The sequence below is a fragment of the Marinobacter excellens LAMA 842 genome (assembly GCF_001574445.1).
GTDB lineage: Bacteria > Pseudomonadota > Gammaproteobacteria > Pseudomonadales > Oleiphilaceae > Marinobacter > Marinobacter shengliensis.
Genome location: NZ_LOCO01000001.1, coordinates 36,646 through 59,346, shown reverse-complemented (window position 1 = coordinate 59,346; position 22,701 = coordinate 36,646). Strand labels below are relative to the sequence as shown.

Here is a 22,701-nt window from a genome sequence, read left to right as displayed (position 1 = left end):
TTTAGAGGCATAAATAACGGGCACATTCTGGAGCAGTCGTGTGAATAATTACGAGCAGGTGTTGGTAGCGCTTCGGCGGGTTATCCGGGCGACGGATCTTCATTCCAAGCGGTTAAGCAAGCACGCCGGGCTGACCGGCCCGCAGCTGCTGATCATGCGCACCATCCGGGATATGGGGGAAGTGACTATCGGCACCATCGCCGAAAATGTCAGCCTCAGCCAGGCTACCGTAACCACCATCCTGGACCGCCTTGAACTTCGCAAGCTGGTATACCGCGTGCGCAGCACTCAGGACAAACGCAAAGTACACGCGCACCTGACCGAAGAAGGCGCCGAGATACTCGCCCGCGCCCCCAACCCGCTGCAGGAAGACTTCATCGCCAAGTTCCAGAGCCTGGCCGAATGGGAGCAGACCATGATCCTGGCCTCATTGCAGCGAGTAGCGAACATGATGGATGCCGACGACATTGATGCGTCGCCGGTGCTGACCGTTGGCTCTGTGCTCAAGGATGATGGCTGGAAGGAAAAAGCCTGACTGGGGCTTGTCCTAAGGGTCTGTCCCCGAATGGGGACTGACCCATTTTGGACCCATGGGTTTGAGTTTGGCTAGGGGTCTGTCCCCGAATGGGGACTGACCCATCTTGGAACCAATGGGTTCTAGTTTGGCGGCATGGACGGGCAAAAGTGGGTCAGTCCCCTTTGGGGACAGACCCCTGAGACAGCCCAAAAACCTAATGCACACTAGACCCCTGCCTCGGCTTATTCCCAAAACACACCTGAAACACATCGTTGTAGTGCTTGGCAAAATTCACCGATATCCCTTCCTTCAGGTACTCCGGCAATTCCTCATAATCCCCGCGGTTTGCTTCCGGCAGTATCAGGTTATTGATCTTCTGCCGCCGCGCCGCGATCACCTTCTCCCGAATGCCACCCACCGGCAACACCTGCCCGGTTAGTGTCAGCTCTCCGGTCATGGCGATGTTCTGCTGCGGGGCTTCTTTGCGGGCGATGGAGAGCAGGGCGGTGGCCATGGTGACGCCGGCGCTCGGGCCGTCTTTCGGGGTGGCGCCTTCCGGTACGTGCAGGTGCACGAAGGATTTATCGAAGAAGGTCGGGTCTCCCTTGAAACGCTTCAGGTTGGAAGACACAAAGCTGTAAGCAATCTCTGCCGATTCCTTCATCACATCCCCCAATTGCCCGGTGAGCTTGAAGCCCCGTTGGCTGGTGTGAATGCGGGAGGCTTCGATACTCAGTGTGGCGCCGCCCATGGCGGTCCAGGCCAGGCCGGTGACCACGCCGGTGCCTTTCAGAGATTTCTCTTTCTTGAACGCCGGTTGTCCCAGGTAACTCACCAGATCAGACACCCCTACTTTCACTGGCTCATCCGGGTTTTCCAGCAGCCTCACAATGCCCTTGCGGATAATCTTGTGCAGCAGTTTTTCCAGGTTCCGCACACCGGCTTCCCGGGCGTAACCTTCAATCACCTGGCGGATCGCCGCATCGGTAATGTTCAGCTGTTTTTTCAGCAGCCCGGCCCGTTTCAGCAGGCGTGGCAGCAAGTGGTGCTTGGCGATGGCCAGCTTCTCTTCGCCGATGTAGCCAGACAAGCGAATCACATCCATCCGGTCCAGCAGGGGCCGGGGAATGGTGTCCAACTGGTTGGCGGTGCACACGAACAGCACCTTGGACAGGTCCATGCGCACGTCCAGGTAATGGTCCAGGAATTCCCTGTTCTGTTCCGGGTCCAGTGTTTCCAGCAGGGCAGAGGCCGGGTCGCCTTGATAGGAACTGCCGATCTTGTCGATCTCATCCAGCATGATGACCGGGTTGGCCACCTTGCTGTCTTTCAGGGCCTGAACGAACTTGCCGGGCATGGCGCCGATGTAGGTGCGGCGGTGGCCCTTGATCTCGGCTTCATCGCGCATGCCGCCGACACTGAACCGGTAAAACTCCCGGCCCAGGGCGTCTGCCACCGAATGGCCAATGGAGGTTTTGCCTACGCCCGGCGGGCCTACCAACAACAGTATGGAACCACTCACTTCACCCTTGAAGGTGCCTTCGGCCAGGAACTCAATGATGCGATCCTTCACATCGTCCAGACCATCGTGGTCTCGGTCCAAAATGCGGCGGGCTTCGGCCAGGTCAAAATGGTCTTCGGAATGCACACCCCAGGGCACCTGGGTAATCCAGTCCAGATAATTGCGGGTAACGCCGTATTCCGGGGAGCCCTGTTCCAGTACCTGCAGTTTCTGGATTTCATCCTTGAACCGCTCTTGCACTGCCTCCGGTGGATTCAGCTTGGCCATGCGCTCTTCAAAACGCTCCACGTCCGCGGTCTTGTCGTCCTTGGCGATGCCCAGCTCCCGCTGGATGACCTTCAGCTGCTCCCGCAGGAAGAATTCCCGCTGGTGCTTCTGCACCTTCTCGTTCACTTCCTCGTTGATCTCGGATTGCAGGCGGGCCACTTCCTGCTCTTTACGCATCAGCAGCAGGACTTTCTCCATGCGCCGGAGCAGGGGCACGGTATCCAGCACATCCTGCAATTCGCGACCCGGGGCGCTGGTCATGGAGGCGCCGAAATCCGCCAGGGGTGAACTGTCTTCCGGGCCAAAGCGGGACAGGTACTGCTTCACTTCCTCACCATACAGAGGGTTGGTGCGCAGCAATTCCTTGATGGCAGCGATGATGGCCAGAGTGTAGGCCTTGAGCTCATCCGCCGGCTCCTCTGGCTCTTCCGGGTATTCCACTTCCACCAGGTAGGGTGGGCGGCGGCGCAGCCACTGAACAATCCTGAACCGCTGCATGCCCTGGGCAATAAACTGCACCTTGCCACCTTCGCTCTGGGCGTGGTGAACCTTCACCGCACACCCCATGGTCTCGAGGTCATCGCTGGCGGGAATGCCGGTGTCGGACTCCGGATCTTCCACAAAGCAGATGCCCAGAACCTTGTGGTCGGTTTCACCCACCCGCTTCAGGGTTTCCTGCCAGGGGTCCTGGTTCACCACCACGGGCTGTACCTGCGCCGGAAAGAACGGCCGGTTCGACACCGGCAACACATACATACGCCGCGGCCTGGCCTGTTGAGGCAAGACCAGGCTTTTGCTGTTCTCGTCTTTGCCGATGTACTCGGTCACATCTTCTTCAAATTCTTCCAGGGAGTCTGTGCGGTTCTCGTCATTCATACCGTGCTGCTCTCAAGGCTGAGTGGTTAAAGACCTATGTGACGACGAAAGCCAGGTTTTCAAGCTTTCAGGCGTTGCTAGAAAGCTTGGAATGTAATTACAATGTAGTTATCCATGGAGGGTGAATATGAATTTTGAATGGGACGAAAGGAAGGCGCTGATCAACCAGGATAAGCATGGCGTCAGTTTTCAGGAGGCGCGTACTGTTTTCTATGATGAGTATGGCTTGATTATTCCTGATCCTGACCACTCTGAGTTGGAGGATCGGTTTCTGATTCTGGGGCGCAGTGAGTCGCTCCGGTTGCTTGTGGTTTGTCATTGTTATCGACAGGATGATCAAACCATCAGGTTGATTTCTGCACGCAAAGCGACGAAGCATGAGTCTGGCTATTACAGGGCCGGGAGGCGAGGACTATGAGAGACGAATACGACTTTTCAGAGGCGAAAAGAAACCCCTACGCCAAGGCGTTGAAAAAGCAGATCACAATTCGGGTGGACGAAGATGCGCTGGGATACTTCAAGGCATTGGCCGAAGAATTGGGCGTGCCTTATCAGAGCCTGATCAATCTTTATCTGCGGGACTGCGCGCAGGCTCGAAGGAAGCCGGATCTGCACTGGAAATGAAGCTGGTGACTTGATTTTGTGCTCCTAGCCCCAATACCGGACGTATCAAATTCATTTCAGCTTCGGGTAACTGTATGACCGCTTCGCCGTACATCTTCGACGCCACCGCCGACAACTTTCAGCAGAAAGTAATGGAAGCCTCCGCCACCACCCCAATCCTGGTGGACGTATGGGCCGAATGGTGCGCGCCTTGTAAGCAGCTGATGCCGATTCTGCAGAAGCTGGCGGAGGAGTATCAGGGGAATTTCCAGCTGGCCAAGGTGAATGCAGACGAACAGCAGGAGCTGACGGCTTCCCTGGGTGTGCGCAGCCTGCCCACGGTGATTCTGGTGAAGAATGGCCAGGCGGTGGATGGTTTTAACGGTGCCCTGCCGGAAAGTGAGATCCGCAAGGTGCTGGAAAAGCACATCGACGCGCCGTCTGAAGACCCTTACGAGAAAGCCCACGCCCTATGGGAAGCCGGTGATGTAGACGGTGCCCTGGCCATCCTCACCGAGATGAACCAGAAAGACCCGGAAAACCTGGATGTGCTGATCGACCTGGCCCAGCTGAAAGCCGAGCAGGGCGATCTCGACACCGCCGAGCAGGTGCTCAACAGCCTGCCGCCGGAAGAGAAACTGCAGCACAAGGCCAAGCAGCTGGCAGCGCGGGTGAAGTTTTTGAAGCAGTCCGGTGAACTGCCGGCGCAGTCGGAACTGGAGGCAAAGCTGGAAGCCAATCCGAAAGACCCGGAAGCCCTGCACCAATTGTCCCTGCACAAGGTACTGCAGGACAAAAACGCCGAAGCCATGGATCTGCTGATTCGCCTGATGCAGTCAGACAGCACCTACAAAGACGGTGTCGCCAAGACTACGCTGGTGGAACTGTTCGAGAAGCTGGGTAACAACAATCCGGATGTGCGTACCTACCGCCGTAAACTCTACACCCTGATGCACTGACAACGGATGGTAGGCCTGGCTGTCAACGTCAGGCCAGCAACGCCACCGATTTGATCAGCGCGTACACCTGCTTGCCCGTTGCCAGCCCCAGTTGCTGGACAGCCCGGGCGGTGATTTCCGCCAACAGCAGTTGACCGTCCGCCGTTCGGCAGGCCACCACGCAACGGTTGTCCCTGGGCGGGTCTATGCGTTCGATGGTCACCGGCAGGTGGTTCTGAATGCTGATGTGTTGAGGGTCTACCAGAGACAAACTGACGTCCCGGGCAAGAATGCTAATCCGGGTTCTGTCCATCCCGGCTGCCGGCGCAGAACTTGTTAACCACAGCCGAGCCTCCGGCGGGCCAAAAGGCCGGGCGTTGTCTTCCCCCGCCTCACCTAGAGTTCCCTCCAGCACTGAAGCCGCACCCGCATCATCGAACAACGGGGAGTCTGGCCGGGCCAGGGCCTCCCGCAAGGTTTCCACGTTTTGAATCTGGCCGTTCTGCATGAACACCACCCGGTCTGCCAGCCGGGTGACCTCATCCGGGGAATGGCTGACCATGATAATCGGCACCCCGGATTCCGCCGCCATGCGAGACAGAAACGGCATGATTTCCCGTTTGGTCTGGGTATCCAGCGCCGCCATAGGTTCGTCCAGTAGCAGCAACTGGGGGCTGATCAACAACGCACGGCCAAGGGAAAACCGCTGGCGCTGGCCCCCGGAGAGCTGATCAATCCGCCGGTCCAGCAGGTGCTCAATTCCCAGCATGGCGGTTACTTCATCCGGGTGAAGCCGACGTTGCTCCGTCGGTGTTCGTTGGTATCCGTAAAGCAGGTTTTCCCGAGCGGACAGGTGAGGGAGCAAGCTGTGTTCCTGAAACACCAGGCCAATCCTGCGCTTGTGCAGGGGAAGAAACTGCCGGCCCCGTTGCCAGTGCTGCCCGCCAAAGCGCACCACCGCACCCCGTGGCCGTTCCAGGCCGGCGATAATGCGCAGCAGGGTGGTTTTGCCACAACCGGAGCGGCCAAACAGCGCGGTGACACCCTCCAGCGGTAGCTCATGGTTAACCTTGAGCTCAAAGTCCTTGCCGTGGCGAAGGTGTCCCTGCAGGTACAGGGTCATAGCTTGGCGACCTCGAACCGGCGGTTAATGCTGTACACCACAAACAAAGTGGCAAAGGCGAAGATTAATAACATCAGCGACAGGCTGTGGGCGGCATCGTAGTTCATGGCCTCGGCGTGATCGTAGATCAAAACCGACAGCACCTTGGTTTCACCCGGAATGCTGCCGCCGAGCATCAAAATAACGCCGAACTCTCCCAGGGTGTGGGCGAAGGTCAGGGTGGCTGCCACCACAAAACCGCCCCGACTGAGGGGGAAGATCACCGTTCGGAACCGGTCCCAGGCGCCGGCGCCCAGGCTGCTGGCCACCTCGACCGGGCGCCGGCCCAGGTTGCGAAAGGCTTCGGTCAGCGGTTGCACGGCAAAGGGCATGGAATAGATAACCGAGGCAATCAGAATCCCCTCAAACGAAAACGCCAGGTGCTGAAAACCCAAGTCCTGAAGGGTTTGACCCACTACGCCCCGGGGCCCAAGAGTGATCAGCAGATAGAACCCCAGCACGGTGGGCGGCAGCACCAATGGCAGCGCCACAATGGCCTGCACAACGGTACGAAATTGAGTGCGCCCCTGCGCCAGCCACCAGGACAAAGGTGTGGCCAGCAATAACAGAATGATGGTGGTGTACAGGCAGAGCTTGAAGGTGACTTCAATGGCCTGCCACTCTGCGGGGCCGAGTTGAAACATTGGGGTCCTTTCAGGTGAAGATGCCGGTTGGCCGTGCGCCGGTCAGGGCATCACAAATCCGTATTGCTCCATTATAGAGTGTGCCTGCTCGGTGGCCATGAAATCAGCAAAGTGCATGGCCTCTGGCTTATTGCCGCCACGCCGGGTAACCACATAGCCCTGGGTCAGTGGGTTGTGCAGGTTGTCGTCGATCAGGTAGTGGTTGTGGGTGGCCAGTTCCGGAAACTTCGCCAGAGACAGTGCAATCACACCCACCTGAGCGGCACCGGACGCGGCCATCTGCGCCGCGTGGGCAATGTTCTCACCAAACACCAGCTTGGGTTGCACCACCTCCCATACGCCGGCCGCCTGCATGGCTTCCCTGGCACGCAGCCCGTAAGGTGCATGGGCCGGCTGGGCGATGGCGATGCGGGTAATGGAATCTGAAGTCAGGTCGTTGAGGGTCAGGCTGCCGGCGTCCAGGGTGTTGCTCCAGAGCACAATCCGGCCAATGGCGTAGACCGCTGGCGGGGTAGCCGTCAGCCCCTCTTGCTCAAGCCGCTTGGGAAACGCAATGTCGGCCGAAAAGAAAATGTCGTAGGGCGCACCGTTAATGATCTGCGTAGTCATTTTGCCGGAGGAACCATACACCACCTGCACATTGGCGGCCGGGTTGGCTTCGCGATACAGCTCAATGATGTCGTCCAGGGCATACCGCAAATCTGAAGCCGCCGCGATACGCACCAGTTCGCCCGCCTGGAGACTGGACGTAAACAGCAAAGCGGCCAGCAGGGCCAGCATTCGCCACGCTTTGAACCATTGATACATCCCGAATCCCCCAAACAACGTATTCTGGTTTAGAGCAGCGCAACCGTTTTACCGCAGCGAACCAAGTGACATGCTAAAACTCCCGCCCCAACCTGACAACTGTGAACTCTGCGAACGCGCCGTACCCAAGCTCACCCGCCACCACCTTATACCCAAACACCTGCACCGCAAAAAGCGGTTTCAGAAGCTGTTCAGTAAAGAGGAGCTGATCACCCGCACCTTGTGGGTGTGCCGGCCATGCCATAACGCGATTCATCGGGCGCGTTCGGAGTACGAGCTGGGGTTGCGTTACAACACGAGGGACCGGTTGCTGGAACTGGAGGAGGTGAAGGCGTTTGTGGCGTGGATTCGGGATAAGCCGGCGGGGTTTGTGCCGAAGAAGGGGAGATGAACAGGCCCGCCGCAGCGGGCCTGTTGCCAGGGGGCTACGCCTTCCCCTGCTTCATCGCCTCAAACTCATCCTCAAAGAAGAACTTCTCTTCCCCGAAGGCGGGCTCCAGCTCATGCAGCCAGGTGGCGGTTTCGCTGTACTTGGCAAAGAACGGGCGCTGCACCCAGTCCGGGTTGCGGCCTTGCAGGAAGCGCAGCACGAACACCTTTTCGCCTTTGACCTCGGTGATGCCCTGGATCTCTACTTTGCCGGGGCCTGCGCTCATGCTGGGACCGCGGGCGGTTCGGGCAAGGCCGCTGACCTGCTTCATGGCTTCGCGGTAGATGTGGTAAGCCTCGGCCAGGGGCACCTCGAAGTAGTTCTTGGCACCGGTGTCCCGCTCTACGAACATGTAGTAGGGGATGATGCCCAGCTTCACTTCTTTCTTCCACAGCTTGGCCCAGGCATCGGCATCGTCGTTCACGTGTTTGATCAGTGGGCCCTGGGCGCGGATCTCGGCACCGGTGGCACGGATGCGGCGGATGGCTTCTTCCGCGATGTCGGTGGTGATTTCCTGCCAGTGGTTGTAGTGGGCCATGATGGCCACGTGCTTGCCGCCATCAACCAGTTTGGCGAACAGTTCGATCAGCTCGTCGGCATCCTTGTCGGTCACGAAACGATACGGCCAGAAGGTGAGGGCCTTGGTGCCGATGCGGATGGTCTGGATGTGGTCAAACTCCGGCTGCAGCAGCGGTTCCAGGTATTGAACCAGGTTCTTGGTCTTCATCACCATGGGGTCGCCACCGGTGACTAGCAGGTCGGTTACTTCGGTGTGTTCCTGCAGGTAGCCGTGCAGCTTCTCGGCATCGGTGCTGGCCATTTTCAGGTCTTTGTCGCCCACAAACTGCGCCCAGCGGAAGCAGAAGGTGCAGTAGCTGTGGCAGGTCTGGCCCTGGGACGGGAAGAACAGCACGGTTTCGCGGTACTTGTGCTGCACGCCGTCCAGCACCTCGCCGTCCAGTTCCGGCATGTTCATTTCCATCTGGCCGGCCGGGTGCGGGTTCAGTTCGTCCCGGATAACCTTCGCGGCAGCCTGGATGTCCTTCTTGTCGGCACCCTCGCGGTGCAGCTTCGCCATCTGTTCGTAATGTTCGTCCTTGAGCATACCCTTTTGAGGGAATACGAGCTGATAGATGGGATCGTTCGGTACCTTGTCCCAGTTGATCAGTTCGTTGATCACATATTCGTTGACCCGGAATGGCAGCACGCTGGCCACCACTTTCATTTCGAACAGGGTCTCTTCGGGGAGATTCTGGATCGCCTCAATTTTATCGAGCTGGCGGTCGGTAAAAACCTTGAACCGGCGTTCCTCGAATTCCTGAACCGGGATGCGGTTCGGAAAGGTGACGATGGAGTTCATAGATCGCCCTCTGATTAGGTGCCAAAGATAAAAGGAGGGTTAGTAACCTCCTTCACTGGTTAAAAAACGGGCAGGCAAGTATACATAAATCGAAATTCATTTTCAGGTCTAATTAATAATTCAGTGCTTGTGGGTTGAGTTCATCGTCTAAGTTCTCCGAACGTCGCTAATTTAAGGCGAAATAGTCCGAAAATCTCAGATTTGTTTAAGGTTCAGGTGTTTAGCATGGCGATGCAATTCGTAAGTACCAATGCGTTCATACATTGGTCTGATGCCTGGTTGTGAAAGTCATCGAAACCGGACATTATTGCGTAACTAATCTAAATAAATGGCGTGGTTCAGCATTTCAAACGGCTGTTTGTTTGTTTTTCTGGCTTATTTTGTAGTAAAAGTACGAAAGTTTTGGCGTGCGGCGCGCTCAGTGCCGCCGGTGTCGGGAAGTTCGGGGCCAAAAGCTCCGCCCGCAGCCGGCCTGCGCGGCAGGAAAAATGTGAAAGCTGTTCTATGCTTGAGAGAGGTCAAACGCGCTATTAAGCATTTCTCGCAAGCTGATGTATCCACAATAAAACTGCAGGTTATCGCAGCATTTCAAGTTTGCACCGTGACAGGCTGCTGATCGTGGCCCACGAGGCACCTTTTGAGTCCAAGGGGAGGGTTTGATGTACCAGGATGATGATCCCATTGAAACCAGTGAATGGCTTGATGCGCTGGAATCTCTGATCGAGAACGAAGGCGTTGATCGGGCCAAATACATTCTGGAGCGCCTGTCTGAGCGCGCCAGCCGCGATGGCACCGCTCTGCCGTATTCCATCACCACGCCATTCCGCAACAGCATTCCAGTGGCCAAGCAGGCGCAGATGCCGGGCGACCTGTTCATGGAGCGGCGCATCCGCTCACTGATCCGCTGGAACGCCATGGCCATGGTGGTGCGGGCCAACAAGCGCCCGGGCGATCTGGGTGGCCACATTTCCACCTTCTCTTCTGCCGCCACATTGTATGACGTGGGCTTCAACTATTTCTTCCACGGTGGCGACGACAAGCGGGAATCTGACCTGGTGTACTTCCAGGGCCACGCAGCGCCGGGTATCTATGCGCGCTCCTTCCTGGAAGGCCGCTTTAGCGAAGAACAGCTCGACAAGTACCGGGAAGAGGTGGACGGCGAAGGCCTGTCCTCCTACCCGCACCCCTGGCTGATGCCGGATTACTGGCAGTTCCCCACGGTTTCCATGGGCCTGGGGCCGATTCAGGCCATCTACCAGGCCCACGTGATGAAGTACCTGCACAGCCGTGAGCTGACCGATATGGACAACCGCAAGGTTTGGGCGTTCATCGGTGACGGCGAGTGCGATGAGCCGGAAACCCTTGGCTCCATTTCCAAGGCCGGCCGCGAGAACCTGGATAACCTGATCTTCGTGGTTAACTGTAACCTGCAGCGCCTGGACGGCCCGGTGCGTGGTAACGGCAAGATCATCCAGGAACTCGAAGGCGTGTTCCGTGGTGCTGGCTGGAACGTGATCAAAGTCGTATGGGGCCGTCACTGGGACCCGCTCTACGCCAAAGACGAAAACGGCGCCATGCAGCGTGCCATGGATGAAATCTGCGACGGTGACCTGCAGAACTTCAGCTTCAAGGGCCCGGCTTACACCCGAAAGGAATTCTTCGGTCGTTACCCGGAACTGGCGAAGCTGGTTGAGGACATGTCTGATGAAGAGATCAGCAAACTCAACCGTGGCGGCCACGATCCCTACAAAGTCTATGCCGCTTACCACAAGGCGGTGAACCAGGCCAACGGCAAGCCGACGGTCATTCTGGCTCACACCATCAAAGGTTACGGTTTTGGCGCGGCGGGCGAAGCCCAGAACACCGCGCACTCCCTGAAGAAGCTGGATATCGACACCCTGAAGGAATTCCGGGACCGTTTCGGCGTGCCCCTGAAAGACGACGAACTGGAAGAGGTGCCTTACTACCGCCCGGCGCCAGACAGCCCGGAACTGGTGTACATGAAAAAGCGCCGGCAGGATCTCGGTGGCTTCTATCCGAAGCGCAACAAGGACTGCCAGCCCCTGCAGATTCCGGAACTGGATATCTTCAAGCAGGTGCTGGAAGGCTCAGACGGCCGAGCCATCTCCACCACCATGGCGTTTGTGCGGATTCTGAGCGCACTGGTGAAAGACAAGCGCATCGGCAAACGCGTGGTGCCCATTGTGCCGGACGAAGCCCGTACCTTTGGTATGGAAGGCATGTTCCGTCAACTCGGTATCTACACCTCCGAAGGCCAGAAGTACGTGCCCCAGGATCGTGACCAGATCATGTACTACCGGGAAGACAAGAAAGGCCAGATCATGCAGGAGGGCATCAACGAAGCCGGTGCCATGGCTACCTGGATGGCCGCTGCCACGTCCTACAGCACCAACAGCTACCCGCTGATTCCGTTCTATGTGTTCTATTCCATGTTCGGCTTCCAGCGTGTGGGCGACCTGGCCTGGGCCTCCGGCGACATGCAGGCCCGCGGCTTCCTGATTGGCGGTACCGCCGGCCGTACCACCCTGAACGGTGAAGGCCTGCAGCACCAGGATGGCCACAGCCACGTACTGGCCAACACCATTCCGAACTGCAAGGCCTACGACCCGGCCTACGGTTACGAAATGGCCGTGGTGATTCGCCATGGTATGAAAGAAATGTTCGAAGACAACAAAAATGTCTTCTACTACCTGACCATCGAAAACGAAAACTACGAACAGCCTGCCATGCCGAAAGACTGCGAAGACGGCATTATCAAAGGCATGTACAAGTATGAATCGGTGGAAACCAAGGGCCGCAAGAAGAGCCCGAGGGTTCAACTGCTGGGTGCCGGCGCGATCATGAACGAAGTGCGCGAAGCCGCCCAGATGCTGAAAGACGACTGGGGCGTAGCCTCCGACGTGTGGAGTGTCACCAGCTTTAACGAACTGGCCCGTGACGGTCAGCACGTAGAGCGCTGGAACCACCTGCACCCGGACGACAAGCCGCGCCAAGCCTATGTTACCCAGTGCCTGGAGAAAGCCCAGGGGCCGGTCGTGTCTGCCACCGACTACATCAAGCTGCACTCCGAGCAGTTGCGGGCCTTTATCCCGAAAACCTTTATGACCCTGGGCACAGACGGTTTCGGCCGCAGCGACACCCGCGAGAAGCTGCGTAGCTTCTTTGAGGTGGATCGCTACTACATCACCGTCACCGCCCTGTCTGCCCTGGCCAAAGATGGTGAGATCAAGCTTGAACAGGTTCTCGAAGCCATGCGCAAGTACGGAATCGATCGCAACAAAACGAACCCGGTGCTGAGCTAAGGAGACCGCCATGAGTGAACAGGAAATCAAGGTTCCCGATCTCGGCGGTGCTGATGAAGTCGAGGTCATCGAAATCATCGTCAGTGCAGGGGACTCCGTTGAAGAAGAAGATCCGATTCTGACCGTAGAATCCGACAAAGCCTCCGTGGAACTGCCGGCGCCCGCCGCCGGCAAGATCACCAAAATCACCGTGAAGGTGGGTGACAAGGTCAAGGAAGGCGATGTGATCGGCATGATGGAAGGTGGTGCCGGCGGCTCTGACGACGCAGGCAGTGACAAAGCCGACGAGCTCGAGCCGAAGGCAGAAAGTAAAAGCGAGGCCAAATCCGAAGACAGCAAACCGGCGCCCAGGAAAAAATCCGGCGGCTCCCGCACCGAAGTGGTGAAGGTTCCGTCGCTGGATGGTTTTGATGACGTGCCGGTGATTGAAATCAACGTGGCGGAAGGCGACACCGTTGGCGAGGATGATCCGCTGGTCACCGTGGAGTCCGACAAGGCCACCATGGAAATTCCGTCACCCTATGCCGGCAAGATCGGCAAGATTCTGGTGAAGGAAGGTGACAAGCTTTCTGAAGGCGTTGACCTGTTGGAAATGACCATCGAAGAGGATGGTGGTGAGGAGGAAGAAACGTCAGATTCCGGTGAAAGCGCCAAGGCCGACAGCCAGGGCAGCAAGCCCGAAGTAAAAGCCGACAAACAGGAAGCCGCGCCCCAGCCCCAGGGTTCCACCTACGAGCCACCGGCGCCGGGCACCAAGGTGCATGCCGGCCCCGCCGTGCGCAAACTGGCGCGGGAGCTGGGTGCAGACCTCACACGGGTGAAGGGTTCCGGCCCGAAAAGCCGCATCCTGAAAGACGACGTGCACGCCTATGTGAAGAGTCAGCTTCAGCAGGCCCAGCAGGGCACGGGTGTGGCGACAGGTTCCGGCATTCCCGGTGTGAAGCTGCCGGACTTCAGCCAGTTTGGTGAAGTGGAGCGCGAAGGCATGTCCCGCATGATGGCGGCTACCGCCACCAACATGCAGCGCAGCTGGTTGAACGTACCCCACGTCACCCAGTTCGACGATGCCGACATCACCGAAATGGAAGACTTCCGCAAGGCCCAGAAAGCGGCCGGCGAAAAGCGTGGCGTGAAAATGACCCCGCTGCCGTTCCTGCTCAAGGCCTGCGCCGCCGCGTTGGCGGAACTGCCTCAGTTCAACGTGTCCCTGGACATGGAGCGCAAAGAGGTGGTGCGCAAGAAGTACATCCACATCGGTATTGCGGTGGACACACCCCATGGCCTGATGGTGCCGGTGATCCGGGACGTTGATCAGAAAGGCCTGTGGGAACTGGCCGCCGAGAGCGCCGAACTGGCCCAGAAGGCGAGAGACAAGCAGCTGAAGCCGGCAGAAATGCAGGGCGCCTGTTTTACCATCACCAGCCTGGGTGGCATTGGCGGCACCGCGTTCACGCCCATCGTGAACACGCCGGAAGTGGCCATCTTGGGTGTCTCCAAGGCATCCATGAAGCCCGTGTGGGACGGCAAGGCATTCCAGCCACGGCTGATGCTGCCGCTGTCGTTGTCTTACGACCACCGGGCGGTGAACGGGGCGGACGCAGCCCGGTTTACCAACCTGCTGGCGCAGCTGCTGGGGGATATTCGTACCCTGTTGCTGTAGTCCTGAATTAGGAGCCGCTCTGTAGCTTTTCAGTTGCGGGGCGGCTCTCTTGTCTTTGCGTTGAGCCTGGCCAAATCCCTACCAATTTGCAGCATCAGGCTCGTTCTGACTTTCGGCCTCCGACGGATGCCCCTGTCGGGTCGCCGTTAATGGCTGGCGTAAGGTATCTACTCTGCTGAAGCCCTACGTTGCCGGCGTGTCCTTGGTGAGTACGCCCAACTATTCCGCATGATATCGAGCCGCCCCGGGGTGTTCAGCCGCAGCACCTGAAGCGCCATCTCGTCGTTTTTCTGTTTCCAGGTGTCGTTGTCCATATCCCGCCAGTAACGGGGCGGGCGATTGGTTTGCCGGTCGTGTTCGGCGGTGACCGGGTCATTGGCGCGATGCTCTTCCCACAGGGGAATGTCCGGCAGTGGCCGGCTGGTGTCCATGAAGTTCTGGAACATGTCCCAAAGGGCGTAGCACTCCTCGGGGTTGGTTTTGCCGATCAGGGTGCCGATGGGGATCAGGATGTTGCGGTACCGGTGGGCCAGGTACAGGGTGTGCACCACCCCACCGCCGTGGATCAATTCGTTGGAGGTATAGGCGTCGAATTCGTAAAACGGTGCTGACTCTTCTTCTGGCTGGCCGGTTTTGCCCCAGGTGCCGTTTTTATCGTAGTGATACACCGTCACCAGGCCAGTGCGACGATTGAGTTCCCACAGCGGGCCCTTGTCCGGCTTGATGAGCTGCCGGGGGAAGAGTTTGAACAGGGCAGTGGGGATGAGGTTGCAGGCGATAAGGGGGCCAAATACCCATGCCGCGAAATAGGCCCAGTCCGCTAGATAATTAAGATGGCCCACACTTGCTGGCTTATCGTAGTAATAAACTCCCAAAGTGAAGAGCATGGGTATGGCTACGAAACCAATGATTACAGGATTGCCAAAAGCATTGATGAATAACAGAATTCGAGTTCTCACGGCAGCATTGGCAGCTCGGTAGCATTCATGGTCAATGCGCTGATGGCTCTGCAGGTCTCCGAACGGGGTCGGGTTTTTCTCGAACTGCCGGAGCACTTCGGGACGATTTCGCCGCCTAATGATTTGCGGCACGACATCTTCTGTGTGACCCCAGGGCAGTTTCCGGTCCGCTTTTTGGTTAAACCAGGGCTGTGCCGGATTAGCGCCCGGTGCCGGGCGCTTTTGCAGAGGAAGCTGTTCGGAATCATAGGCCTTCGGATCGTAGTATCCCGATGCAGGTTTATCGGTTGTCATGCCGTGGCTCCATACTCTTCACTCAGTGGCCTGCCGTGAGGCAATGGGCTTCCGGGGCCGAGGCCTTGGTGAGGACACCCAACTATTCCTCATGATATCCAGCCGCCCTGGGGTGTTCAGCCGCAGCACCTGAAGCGCCATCTCGTCGTTTTTCTGTTTCCAGGTGTCGTTGTCCATATCCCGCCAGTAACGGGGTGGGCGGTTGCTTCGTCGGTCGTGTTCGGCGGTGACCGGGTCGTTTGGGCGGTGTTCTTCCCAAAGGGGAATGTCCGGCAGGGGTCGGCTGGTGTCCATGAAGTTCTGGAACATGTCCCACAGGGCGTAACATTCTTCGGGGTTGGTTTTGCCGATCAGGGTGCCGATGGGAATCAGGAGGTTGCGGTACCGGTGAGCCAGGTACAGGGTGTGCACCACCCCGCCGCCGTGAATCAGTTCGTTGGAGGTGTAGGCATCGAACTCGTAGAACGGCGCGGTTTCTTCCTCCGGCTGGCCGGTTTTGCCCCAGGCGCCTTTTTTATCGTAGTGAAACACCGTCACCAGGCCAGTGCGGCGATTGAGTTCCCACAGCGGGCCCTTGTCGGGCTTGATGAGCTGCCGGGGGAAGAGTTTGAACAGGGCGGTGGGGATGAGGTTGCAGGCGATTAAGGGCCCTAAGAACGTTGCTAGTATTGGGAGAAATGCAAGAAGAGTCGCCCCGAACGGCTCACTCTTTGGCCGAATATGGAGATGGCCTGCGAACCCTAAGGCGATTGGGAACATCATAAAGGCAATGATGATGGGGTTGCCAAACGCACTGAAAAACAAAAGGGTGCGTGTTCTTAGTGCTGCTGTCGCATGGCGATAGCATTCATGGTCAATGCGCTGATGAGTCTGCAGATCCCCGAACGGCAGTGGGTTTTTCTCGAACTTCCGGAGAATTTCGGGACGATTTCGCCGCCTAATGATTTGCGGCACGACATCTTCTGTGTGACCCCAGGGCAGTTTCCGGTCAGCTTTTTGGTTAAACCAGGGTTGTGCCGGATTAGCGCCCGGTGCCGGGCGCTTTTGTTGGGGGAGGTGTTCGGAATTGTAGGCTTCCGGGCCGTAGTATCCCGATGCAGGTTTATCCATTGTCATGCTGTGGCTTCCATACTCTTCACTCTGTGGCCTGCCGTGAGGCGACGGGCCGCTGTCGCCGAGGCCTTGGTGAGTACGCCCAACTATTCCTCATGATATCCAGCCGCCCTGGGGTGTTCAGCCGCAGCACCTGAAGCGCCATCTCGTCGTTTTTCTGTTTCCAGGTGTCGTTATCCATATCCCTCCAGTAACGAGGCGGCCGATTGGTTCGCTGGTCGTATTCTGCGGTGACCGGGTCATTGGCGCGATGCTCTTCCCAGAGGGGAATGTCCGGCAGTGGCCGGCTGGTGTCCATGAAGTTCTGGAACATGTCCCAAAGGGCGTAGCACTCCTCGGGGTTGGTTTTGCCGATCAGGGTGCCGATGGGGATCAGGATGTTGCGGTACCGGTGGACCAGATACAGGGTGTGCACCACCCCGCCGCCGTGGATCAGTTCGTTGGAGGTGTAGGCATCAAACTCGTAAAACGGTGCTGACTCTTCTTCCGGTTGGCCGGTTTTGCCCCAGACTCCTTTTTTATCGTAGTGAAACACGGTTACCAGGCCAGTGCGGCGATTGAGTTCCCACAGCGGGCCTTTGTCTGGCTTGATGAGCTGCCGGGGGAAGAGTTTGAACAGGGCGGTGGGGATGAGGTTGCAGGCGATAAGGGGGGCAAATACCCAGGAAAGCGCCCATAGGATCTCTATGAAATAGTCAACGTGATCCGTGCTGCTGGGTTTGTGGTAATAGGCAATTCCAACGGCAATGAGCATCGGTATTGAAACAATACCGATAAGGATTGGGTGACCAAACGCACTAAAAAATAGAAGGATACGGGTTCTTAGTGCCGCCGTCGCATGGCGATAGCATTCATGATCAATGCGTTGATGGCTCTGCAGGTCTCCGAACGGGGTCGGGTTTTTCTCGAACTTCCGGAGCATTTCGGGACGATTTCGCCGTCGAATGATCTGCGGCACGACATCCTCTGTGTGCCCCCAAGGCAGTTTTCGGTCGGCTTTTTGGTTAAACCAGGGCTGTGCCGGATTAGCGCCCGGTGCCGGGCGCTTTTGCTGGGGGATGTGTTCGGAATCATAGGCCTTCGGGCCGTAGTATCCCGATGCAGGTTTATCCATTGTCATGCCGTGGCTTCCATACTCTTCATTCAGTGGCCTGCCTTGAGGCAACGGGCCGCTGTCGCCGAGGCCTTGGTGAGGACACCCAACTATTCCTCATGATATCCAGCCGCCCTGGGGTGTTCAGCCGCAGTACCTGAAGTCCCATCTCCTCATTCTTTTCTTTCCAGGTGTCGTTGTCCATGTCCCGCCAGTAACGGGGCGGGCGATTGGTTCGTCGGTCGTGTTCGGTGGTAACCGGGTCATTGGCGCGATGCTCTTCCCACAGGGGAATGTCCGGCAGGGGCCGGCTGGTGTCCATGAAGTTCTGGAACATGTCCCACAGGGCGTAGCACTCCTCGGGGTTGGTTTTACCGATGAGGGTGCCAATGGGGATCAGAATGTTGCGGTACCGGTGGGCCAGGTACAGGGTGTGCACCACCCCGCCGCCGTGGATCAGTTCGTTGGAGGTGTAGGCGTCAAACTGGTAAAACGGCGCGGTTTCTTCTTCCGGTTGGCCGGTTTTGCCCCAGACTCCTTTTTTATCGTAGTGAAACACCGTTACCAGGCCCGTGCGACGATTGAGTTCCCACAGCGGGCCCTTGTCGGGCTTGATGAGCTGCCGGGGGAAGAGTTTGAACAGGGCGGTGGGGATGAGGTTGCAGGCGATTAAGGGCCCTAAGAACGTTGCGAGTATTGGGAGAAATGCAAGAAGAGTCGCCCCGAACGGCTCACTCTTTGGCCGAATATGGATATGGCCTGCGAACCCTAAGGCGAGTGGGAACATCATAAAGGCGATGACGACAGGATTACCGAATGCATTGAAAAACAGAAGAATACGGGTTCTCAGTGCCGCCGTCGCATGGCGATAGCGCTCATGGTCAATACGCTGGTGGAAATCAATGTTGGCGAAATTATTTGGTTCTCTCTCGAAACGTCTGAGCATCGCTGGAGAATAATCCGTCCGATAAGACTGAGGGGCCACATCCTCTGTGTGCCCCCAGGGCAGCTTCCGATCGGCTTTTCGGTTAAACCAGGGCAGTGCCGGGTTGGCGCCCGGTGCCGGGCGCTTTTGCTGGGGGAGGTGTTCGGAGTTATAGGCTTCCGGGCCGTAGTATCCCGATGCAGGTTTATCCGTTATCATCCCGTGGCTCCAGGGTTGCTGAATTCATTGATCCAGAAAAGCTGCTTCTTGTCGCTGAAGTCCGGCTCCGTATGCTCATTGTCTCTGGCGTCGTAAAGGGTTGAATCTTTGGGTGGCGGTGCGGGGAACGCGAGTTCCCGGATGCCCGTTTCCACACGGATTTGGGCTTTTGGTTGCCAGGAGTAGCTCACATTGCGGCTGCTGAAAGGGATGCCAAGGAACTTGGTCGTTTCCGCATGGCTGGCAGGTGTTCTGACAATGTATTCGTAGCCGTCTGGGGTGGCACCTTTCCGAATAATATGACTTTGTAATTCGCTTTCCGGAACTGGCTGGGTGGGCAGGCGAACAGAGTGATTGCCATCTTGTCTGATCGGGTGGCGAAGCAGTTGAAGCTTGAACGTCATTTGTTGTTCCGTGAAGCCGGTCAAGCCTGGCAGATTACTCTCAAGGCGGATGAGATGTGTTGCCTGGGCAAGATCATGATTGGCCAACCCCTGGCGTTTCAGCGTTACGCGGGTGATTTCCGGAATCGGGTATATTGAAACCCGAACCTGAGAGAGCAAGTAGACCAGCCGGTACCAAGCTTCCAGTGCGTTGTTGTCGCCTTGCAGATGCGGTAGTCCGTCATGCTCGCCGAAAGGGCCGTTTTTGAGCCAGTTCTCTATGGGTTCGTCTTCATAGTGAGCAACAAGTACCGCACCCCCAAGGATCAGGCAGAGACCGGCCCAGCCCAGAGGACCCATGCCAAGTAGCGTGAGTTGGGCGGGTACCAATGCGGAAAGGGTTGTCACGACACTGCCGACTGTCACGATGCCGTGGCCGAGAGCTGCCTGATCACCAGTGTTTATGGTGTAAATAGTGTCAGAAAAGCTGATGCCGGTTAGGGCTAGTCCTCCTATGCCGCCAAGCAGCATTTTGACCGTGAGAGCTTCTGCCCTGAAGACTCTTGCGATGAATTTTGCGCCCTCGCCTCTGAATTGATACTGGAGTGCGGAGGCGATCCTGTTTCTGGTTGCCTCGTTAGCAAAGCGCTCAGACAAAAGAATTGCCGCTAACGCTCCGCCGTATCCAGAAGACAATAGTCCAGAAATAGCTCGATAACCGCTGCGTTCACGGGATGTTCTCTTTAGAGAACCAAACGCATTCGCCACATTAACCGCCTCAATAGCCAACACCACCAACGGCAACGCCGGTGTATTCAGCACCCGGTGCAACCGGCCTCGCTCGGCAGCGTTGAGGTCCACCCTGTGCGCCTTCGCTTCGCCCTCCAGCTTGCGAATCTCCGCGTTGATATCCCGAATCCGGCTGCCGGTCTGTTTCAGTTCGTCGACCACCTGATTGTACCGGCTCTGGGCCGCCTGCAACTTCGCCTTGAGTTCTTCATGGTTGCCATTGGCTTCGGCCAGGGCCCGGCGTGCCAGGGTCAGCTGATTCTCGGCCCGGGTCAGTGCCTGGATAGCCTGGGTGGTGGGCTTGTCCCGGCTCAGAACCCAAACCAGGGCCTTGCCTGCGGCGGGTGTTTCCGGGTTATAGCGTGCGCCATCTGGCCCCAGGTCTTCCAGACCGAGTACGTATTTGCCTTGGGCAATGGCGTCGCTCAGTGTCATTTGCCTCAAATCGGGTAACAGTTCAGGCATGGCCTGGCGTATACCTTCCATCGGGTTCGCCATGGCGGCAATGCGCTGGGCCATCAGGCGCTGCTGGATAGTCTGCCGGGTTTGGACGTGTTGCTGTTCCAACCGCGCACTGGCGTCATCGAAGTCTTTGAGGGCTTTGGCGGCGGCCTGTTCTTTCCTGAATGCTTGGTCGCTGTTGCGCTTCATCCATTCCCGGCTGGCCGCGTCGTGTTCGGCTTTCAGGGCTGCGCGTCGTTGAGCCAGACGGGTTTGTTCGTCGGTCAGGTTCTGTAGCTGTCGGTCGTTGTTCTCCAGTGCGGCCATGGCGGAACGGATGGACTGGTGCAGTTCACTGTGCGAGCTGTCCAATGCCTTCATGCCGGAATTCATGCCTGCGAGCATCAGTGTGGTCAGTGCGCCGCTTTGAATGTCATCCGCTAAACGCAGTCCTTCCACCGTCAGTATTTCGCTCAAATCCTCCGGCAAATCCAGCTTTTCCAGGGCGGCGAGGGCGGAGCCCCGGAATACACCCGTGCCATCGTTGGGTTCGGGCGTTTCCGGGGGCTGGTAGGGTTCGGTTTGGCTGTCTGGTGTGGTTTGCGGCCACAACATGCGGGCGAGAGAGACTTCCTCTCGCGAGGCACTGGCGGCGGCCTGCTCGGTACAAAGCGACCTTACCCAGGCCTTGCCGTCGCTGTCCGGGCTGGGCTGGCTGTGTTCCGGGTCCAGTGGGTCCTGCTTGCAGGCGGGCTCCAGGGTGTCGCTGATAAAATGCCCGGCGCAACGGAAAGCACCGGCATAGTCGAAACCTTTGGTGCTGAACAGGTCCGCCAGGGCTTGTTGATAGGGCTGGCGTTTCAGGCATTGCAGCAGTTCGGCCTGGGCCAGGGTCAGGTAGTGTTGGCCCAGGGTGCGCTCTTCGGTCATCAGCACCCGGCGAATCTTTTGCCGGCCGCTGGAGGGCAACGCCAGGCTGTATTTGAACAGCGGGTTCTTCTGGCGACCGATCCGGCCCGGCAGGATGATCTGGTTTACCAGGAGGGCGTTTTCCAGTTGCGGATTTTTACGGGCTTTTTCGGCACACAGTTCCAGCAGATGGCGCGCCGTGTTGATGCGTGCTTGCTGGTGCCGCATCTCGTAAAAATGATCTTCAATGCGCAGGCCGCACACGCCCCGGTTTCTCAAATCCTCAAGGGCGTCTGTCTGGCAATCGCTGGTTCGCCACTCATCGTAGCTGAATGGTCGCTTCGCTGGGGTTTCGCTAGCGCGGTCCAGATCTTTTTGAATCGCAATGCCGAGCGCGGCCGGCTCGGGGTGTTCGAAGGGGGCCAGGGGCCCGGTGCGCTCACCGGCATTCCACTCTTCATAAAGGCTGGCCGCCATATCCAGTGCTTTGCCGGCGTAGGTTCCGGTGGTATCGGCCAGGTATTCCCAGGGCCGCTCAAACTGCCATTCTTTAGCGGGTGCCCTGGGCCTTTGTGCTTCAACTTTGTCTAATCGGAATACGGTTCGTTTAGCGGCATCTGGCCAGCGGGCAAAGCCCATCTGGGGCTGGTCGGCGGGGTACAGGTCCCGGAACTGGCTGCACCGGTAATGTCGAAGCCCGGAATCGCTCTGCAGGCCATTCAGCCGTGCCGCAGAGAGGGGAGATTCGCTGAAGGCGGCTTCAAGGGACTGATCCTGGCGGTCAAGGCGCACGGGTACCCACACATCAGCCAGCGGTTTACCCACGGCGGGGCGGCGGTCTTCGGTAAATTGTCCGTCTTCCGTGCGATGGTCCGCGAGCCTTACGTCGCGGAATTGCGGCCGGTTGCCTTCCCAGGCGATTTGCAGCTCTCGCCAGAGCGAGCCGTTGCGGAACAGATACAGGAACCCGGGGCGGGCGAGAGCCGGCCAGGTCAGGTGCTTGCCTTCGTGATTCATTCCCCGCACCCAGGCCATGGGCACGGTGGGCATGAGGATATTGGCGGTGGTTTCGGACTGGATGCTTTCGGGCGCCGGGGCATCTGTGAGCGGAAGGTGAATCGGCGCACCGGATTCTGCATCCACTTCCAGTACCGCCCGGCTGGCGGGCTGGTTGCGCCAGGGCCAGATGTGCAGGGCGGATTCCGCATTGCTGACCTCGCGCAGATAACTTTTCTGGATACCATCCGGCAGGCGCCGTTCAACCCCGGGGAACGGAGCTTCTGCCGTCTGAAAAACCACCGGGCGTTGCCCCTGGCTGTGCTTGCTGCCAAGCACAGCAACGATGAAATCACAGAAGGTGCAGGGAGGGCCGTCTGAAAGGCGGCTATGGGCCAGATTGCTCATGGTGACGTTCCTTATCAATGGCTGAGAGAAGCTTCTTGCTTCAATGCTCCAGAATTTTATCTG

At 58.0% G+C, this 22,701-nt stretch carries 17 protein-coding genes; 7 read left to right on the top strand and 10 right to left on the bottom strand.

Annotation, left to right across the window (positions count from 1 at the left end):
• Positions 1-40: 40 nt before the first annotated feature.
• On the top strand, positions 41-535 hold the full coding sequence (locus tag J122_RS00250) for a MarR family winged helix-turn-helix transcriptional regulator (RefSeq protein WP_061330622.1): 495 nt from the start codon (positions 41-43) through the stop codon (positions 533-535).
• A 196-nt stretch (positions 536-731) separates the two neighbouring features.
• Here J122_RS00250 and lon read toward each other — a convergent pair whose 3' ends face one another.
• Positions 732-3,182 (bottom strand): endopeptidase La, encoded by a 2,451-nt coding sequence (gene lon, locus J122_RS00245; protein ID WP_061330621.1) that lies wholly within the window; start codon positions 3,180-3,182, stop codon positions 732-734.
• Between the two features lie 127 nt (positions 3,183-3,309).
• On the opposite strand from lon, the gene J122_RS00240 reads away from it, so the two are divergent.
• The 3 genes from J122_RS00240 (at position 3,310) to trxA (ending at position 4,744) form a co-directional block, all read left to right on the top strand.
• A complete protein-coding gene (locus tag J122_RS00240; RefSeq protein WP_061330620.1) occupies positions 3,310-3,600 on the top strand; it encodes a BrnT family toxin in 291 nt (96 codons plus the stop codon).
• Positions 3,597-3,806 (top strand): BrnA antitoxin family protein, encoded by a 210-nt coding sequence (locus J122_RS00235; RefSeq protein WP_061330619.1) that lies wholly within the window; start codon positions 3,597-3,599, stop codon positions 3,804-3,806. Before J122_RS00240 ends, J122_RS00235 begins: the two co-directional genes overlap by 4 nt.
• 74 nt (positions 3,807-3,880) lie before the next feature.
• Positions 3,881-4,744, top strand: coding sequence for a thioredoxin (gene trxA / locus J122_RS00230; protein WP_061330618.1), 864 nt, complete (start codon positions 3,881-3,883; stop codon positions 4,742-4,744).
• A 28-nt stretch (positions 4,745-4,772) separates the two neighbouring features.
• On the opposite strand, the gene modC is transcribed toward trxA, so the two are convergent.
• Genes modC through modA form a run of 3 tightly spaced genes read right to left on the bottom strand, consistent with a single transcriptional unit; the run spans position 4,773 to position 7,336 of the window.
• Entirely contained in the window at positions 4,773-5,846 is a 1,074-nt protein-coding gene (gene modC, locus J122_RS00225; RefSeq protein WP_058092569.1) for a molybdenum ABC transporter ATP-binding protein, read from the bottom strand.
• Positions 5,843-6,529 carry a molybdate ABC transporter permease subunit gene (gene modB / locus J122_RS00220; protein WP_058092570.1) on the bottom strand — a complete coding sequence of 229 codons (687 nt, stop codon included), beginning with the start codon at positions 6,527-6,529 and terminating at the stop codon, positions 5,843-5,845. Before modB ends, modC begins: the two co-directional genes overlap by 4 nt.
• A gap of 42 nt (positions 6,530-6,571) precedes the next feature.
• A complete protein-coding gene (gene modA, locus J122_RS00215; protein WP_061330617.1) occupies positions 6,572-7,336 on the bottom strand; it encodes a molybdate ABC transporter substrate-binding protein in 765 nt (254 codons plus the stop codon).
• Positions 7,337-7,406: 70 nt separating this feature from the next.
• Between modA and J122_RS00210 the strand changes: the two genes are divergently transcribed.
• Entirely contained in the window at positions 7,407-7,727 is a 321-nt protein-coding gene (locus J122_RS00210) for a hypothetical protein (RefSeq protein WP_061330616.1), read from the top strand.
• A 34-nt stretch (positions 7,728-7,761) separates the two neighbouring features.
• Here J122_RS00210 and J122_RS00205 read toward each other — a convergent pair whose 3' ends face one another.
• Positions 7,762-9,126: a KamA family radical SAM protein gene (locus J122_RS00205; protein ID WP_061330615.1), complete on the bottom strand. Its 1,365-nt coding sequence runs from the start codon at positions 9,124-9,126 to the stop codon at positions 7,762-7,764.
• Positions 9,127-9,785: 659 nt separating this feature from the next.
• Between J122_RS00205 and aceE the strand changes: the two genes are divergently transcribed.
• Positions 9,786-12,449: a pyruvate dehydrogenase (acetyl-transferring), homodimeric type gene (aceE, locus tag J122_RS00200; protein WP_061330614.1), complete on the top strand. Its 2,664-nt coding sequence runs from the start codon at positions 9,786-9,788 to the stop codon at positions 12,447-12,449.
• Positions 12,450-12,459: 10 nt separating this feature from the next.
• Entirely contained in the window at positions 12,460-14,109 is a 1,650-nt protein-coding gene (gene aceF, locus J122_RS00195; protein WP_061330613.1) for a dihydrolipoyllysine-residue acetyltransferase, read from the top strand.
• Positions 14,110-14,276: 167 nt separating this feature from the next.
• On the opposite strand, the gene J122_RS00190 is transcribed toward aceF, so the two are convergent.
• Genes J122_RS00190 through J122_RS00170 form a run of 5 tightly spaced genes read right to left on the bottom strand, consistent with a single transcriptional unit; the run spans position 14,277 to position 22,638 of the window.
• Positions 14,277-15,362, bottom strand: a complete 1,086-nt coding sequence (locus J122_RS00190; protein ID WP_061330612.1) for a hypothetical protein — start codon at positions 15,360-15,362, stop codon at positions 14,277-14,279.
• An 18-nt stretch (positions 15,363-15,380) separates the two neighbouring features.
• Positions 15,381-16,478, bottom strand: coding sequence for a hypothetical protein (locus J122_RS00185; RefSeq protein WP_061330611.1), 1,098 nt, complete (start codon positions 16,476-16,478; stop codon positions 15,381-15,383).
• 19 nt (positions 16,479-16,497) lie between these two features.
• Positions 16,498-17,595: a hypothetical protein gene (locus tag J122_RS00180; protein WP_061330610.1), complete on the bottom strand. Its 1,098-nt coding sequence runs from the start codon at positions 17,593-17,595 to the stop codon at positions 16,498-16,500.
• A 19-nt stretch (positions 17,596-17,614) separates the two neighbouring features.
• Entirely contained in the window at positions 17,615-18,712 is a 1,098-nt protein-coding gene (locus tag J122_RS00175) for a hypothetical protein (RefSeq protein WP_061330609.1), read from the bottom strand.
• The gene (locus J122_RS00170; RefSeq protein WP_061330608.1) at positions 18,709-22,638 is read right to left on the bottom strand and encodes a hypothetical protein; all 3,930 of its coding nucleotides are present in this window, start codon (positions 22,636-22,638) and stop codon (positions 18,709-18,711) included. Before J122_RS00170 ends, J122_RS00175 begins: the two co-directional genes overlap by 4 nt.
• Between the last annotated feature and the right edge of the window lie 63 nt (positions 22,639-22,701).

What these genes read in the sequence shown, in the direction of transcription:
- lon (WP_061330621.1), bottom strand. Translation starts at nt 3,182, where the DNA reads ATGAATGACGAGAACCGCACAGACTCCCTGGAAGAATTTGAAGAAGAT.
- J122_RS00240 (WP_061330620.1), top strand. Translation starts at nt 3,310, where the DNA reads ATGAATTTTGAATGGGACGAAAGGAAGGCGCTGATCAACCAGGATAAG.
- J122_RS00235 (WP_061330619.1), top strand. Translation starts at nt 3,597, where the DNA reads ATGAGAGACGAATACGACTTTTCAGAGGCGAAAAGAAACCCCTACGCC.
- trxA (WP_061330618.1), top strand. Translation starts at nt 3,881, where the DNA reads ATGACCGCTTCGCCGTACATCTTCGACGCCACCGCCGACAACTTTCAG.
- modC (WP_058092569.1), bottom strand. Translation starts at nt 5,846, where the DNA reads ATGACCCTGTACCTGCAGGGACACCTTCGCCACGGCAAGGACTTTGAG.
- modB (WP_058092570.1), bottom strand. Translation starts at nt 6,529, where the DNA reads ATGTTTCAACTCGGCCCCGCAGAGTGGCAGGCCATTGAAGTCACCTTC.
- modA (WP_061330617.1), bottom strand. Translation starts at nt 7,336, where the DNA reads ATGTATCAATGGTTCAAAGCGTGGCGAATGCTGGCCCTGCTGGCCGCT.
- J122_RS00210 (WP_061330616.1), top strand. Translation starts at nt 7,407, where the DNA reads ATGCTAAAACTCCCGCCCCAACCTGACAACTGTGAACTCTGCGAACGC.
- J122_RS00205 (WP_061330615.1), bottom strand. Translation starts at nt 9,126, where the DNA reads ATGAACTCCATCGTCACCTTTCCGAACCGCATCCCGGTTCAGGAATTC.
- aceE (WP_061330614.1), top strand. Translation starts at nt 9,786, where the DNA reads ATGTACCAGGATGATGATCCCATTGAAACCAGTGAATGGCTTGATGCG.
- aceF (WP_061330613.1), top strand. Translation starts at nt 12,460, where the DNA reads ATGAGTGAACAGGAAATCAAGGTTCCCGATCTCGGCGGTGCTGATGAA.
- J122_RS00190 (WP_061330612.1), bottom strand. Translation starts at nt 15,362, where the DNA reads ATGACAACCGATAAACCTGCATCGGGATACTACGATCCGAAGGCCTAT.
- J122_RS00185 (WP_061330611.1), bottom strand. Translation starts at nt 16,478, where the DNA reads ATGACAATGGATAAACCTGCATCGGGATACTACGGCCCGGAAGCCTAC.
- J122_RS00180 (WP_061330610.1), bottom strand. Translation starts at nt 17,595, where the DNA reads ATGACAATGGATAAACCTGCATCGGGATACTACGGCCCGAAGGCCTAT.
- J122_RS00175 (WP_061330609.1), bottom strand. Translation starts at nt 18,712, where the DNA reads ATGATAACGGATAAACCTGCATCGGGATACTACGGCCCGGAAGCCTAT.
- J122_RS00170 (WP_061330608.1), bottom strand. Translation starts at nt 22,638, where the DNA reads ATGAGCAATCTGGCCCATAGCCGCCTTTCAGACGGCCCTCCCTGCACC.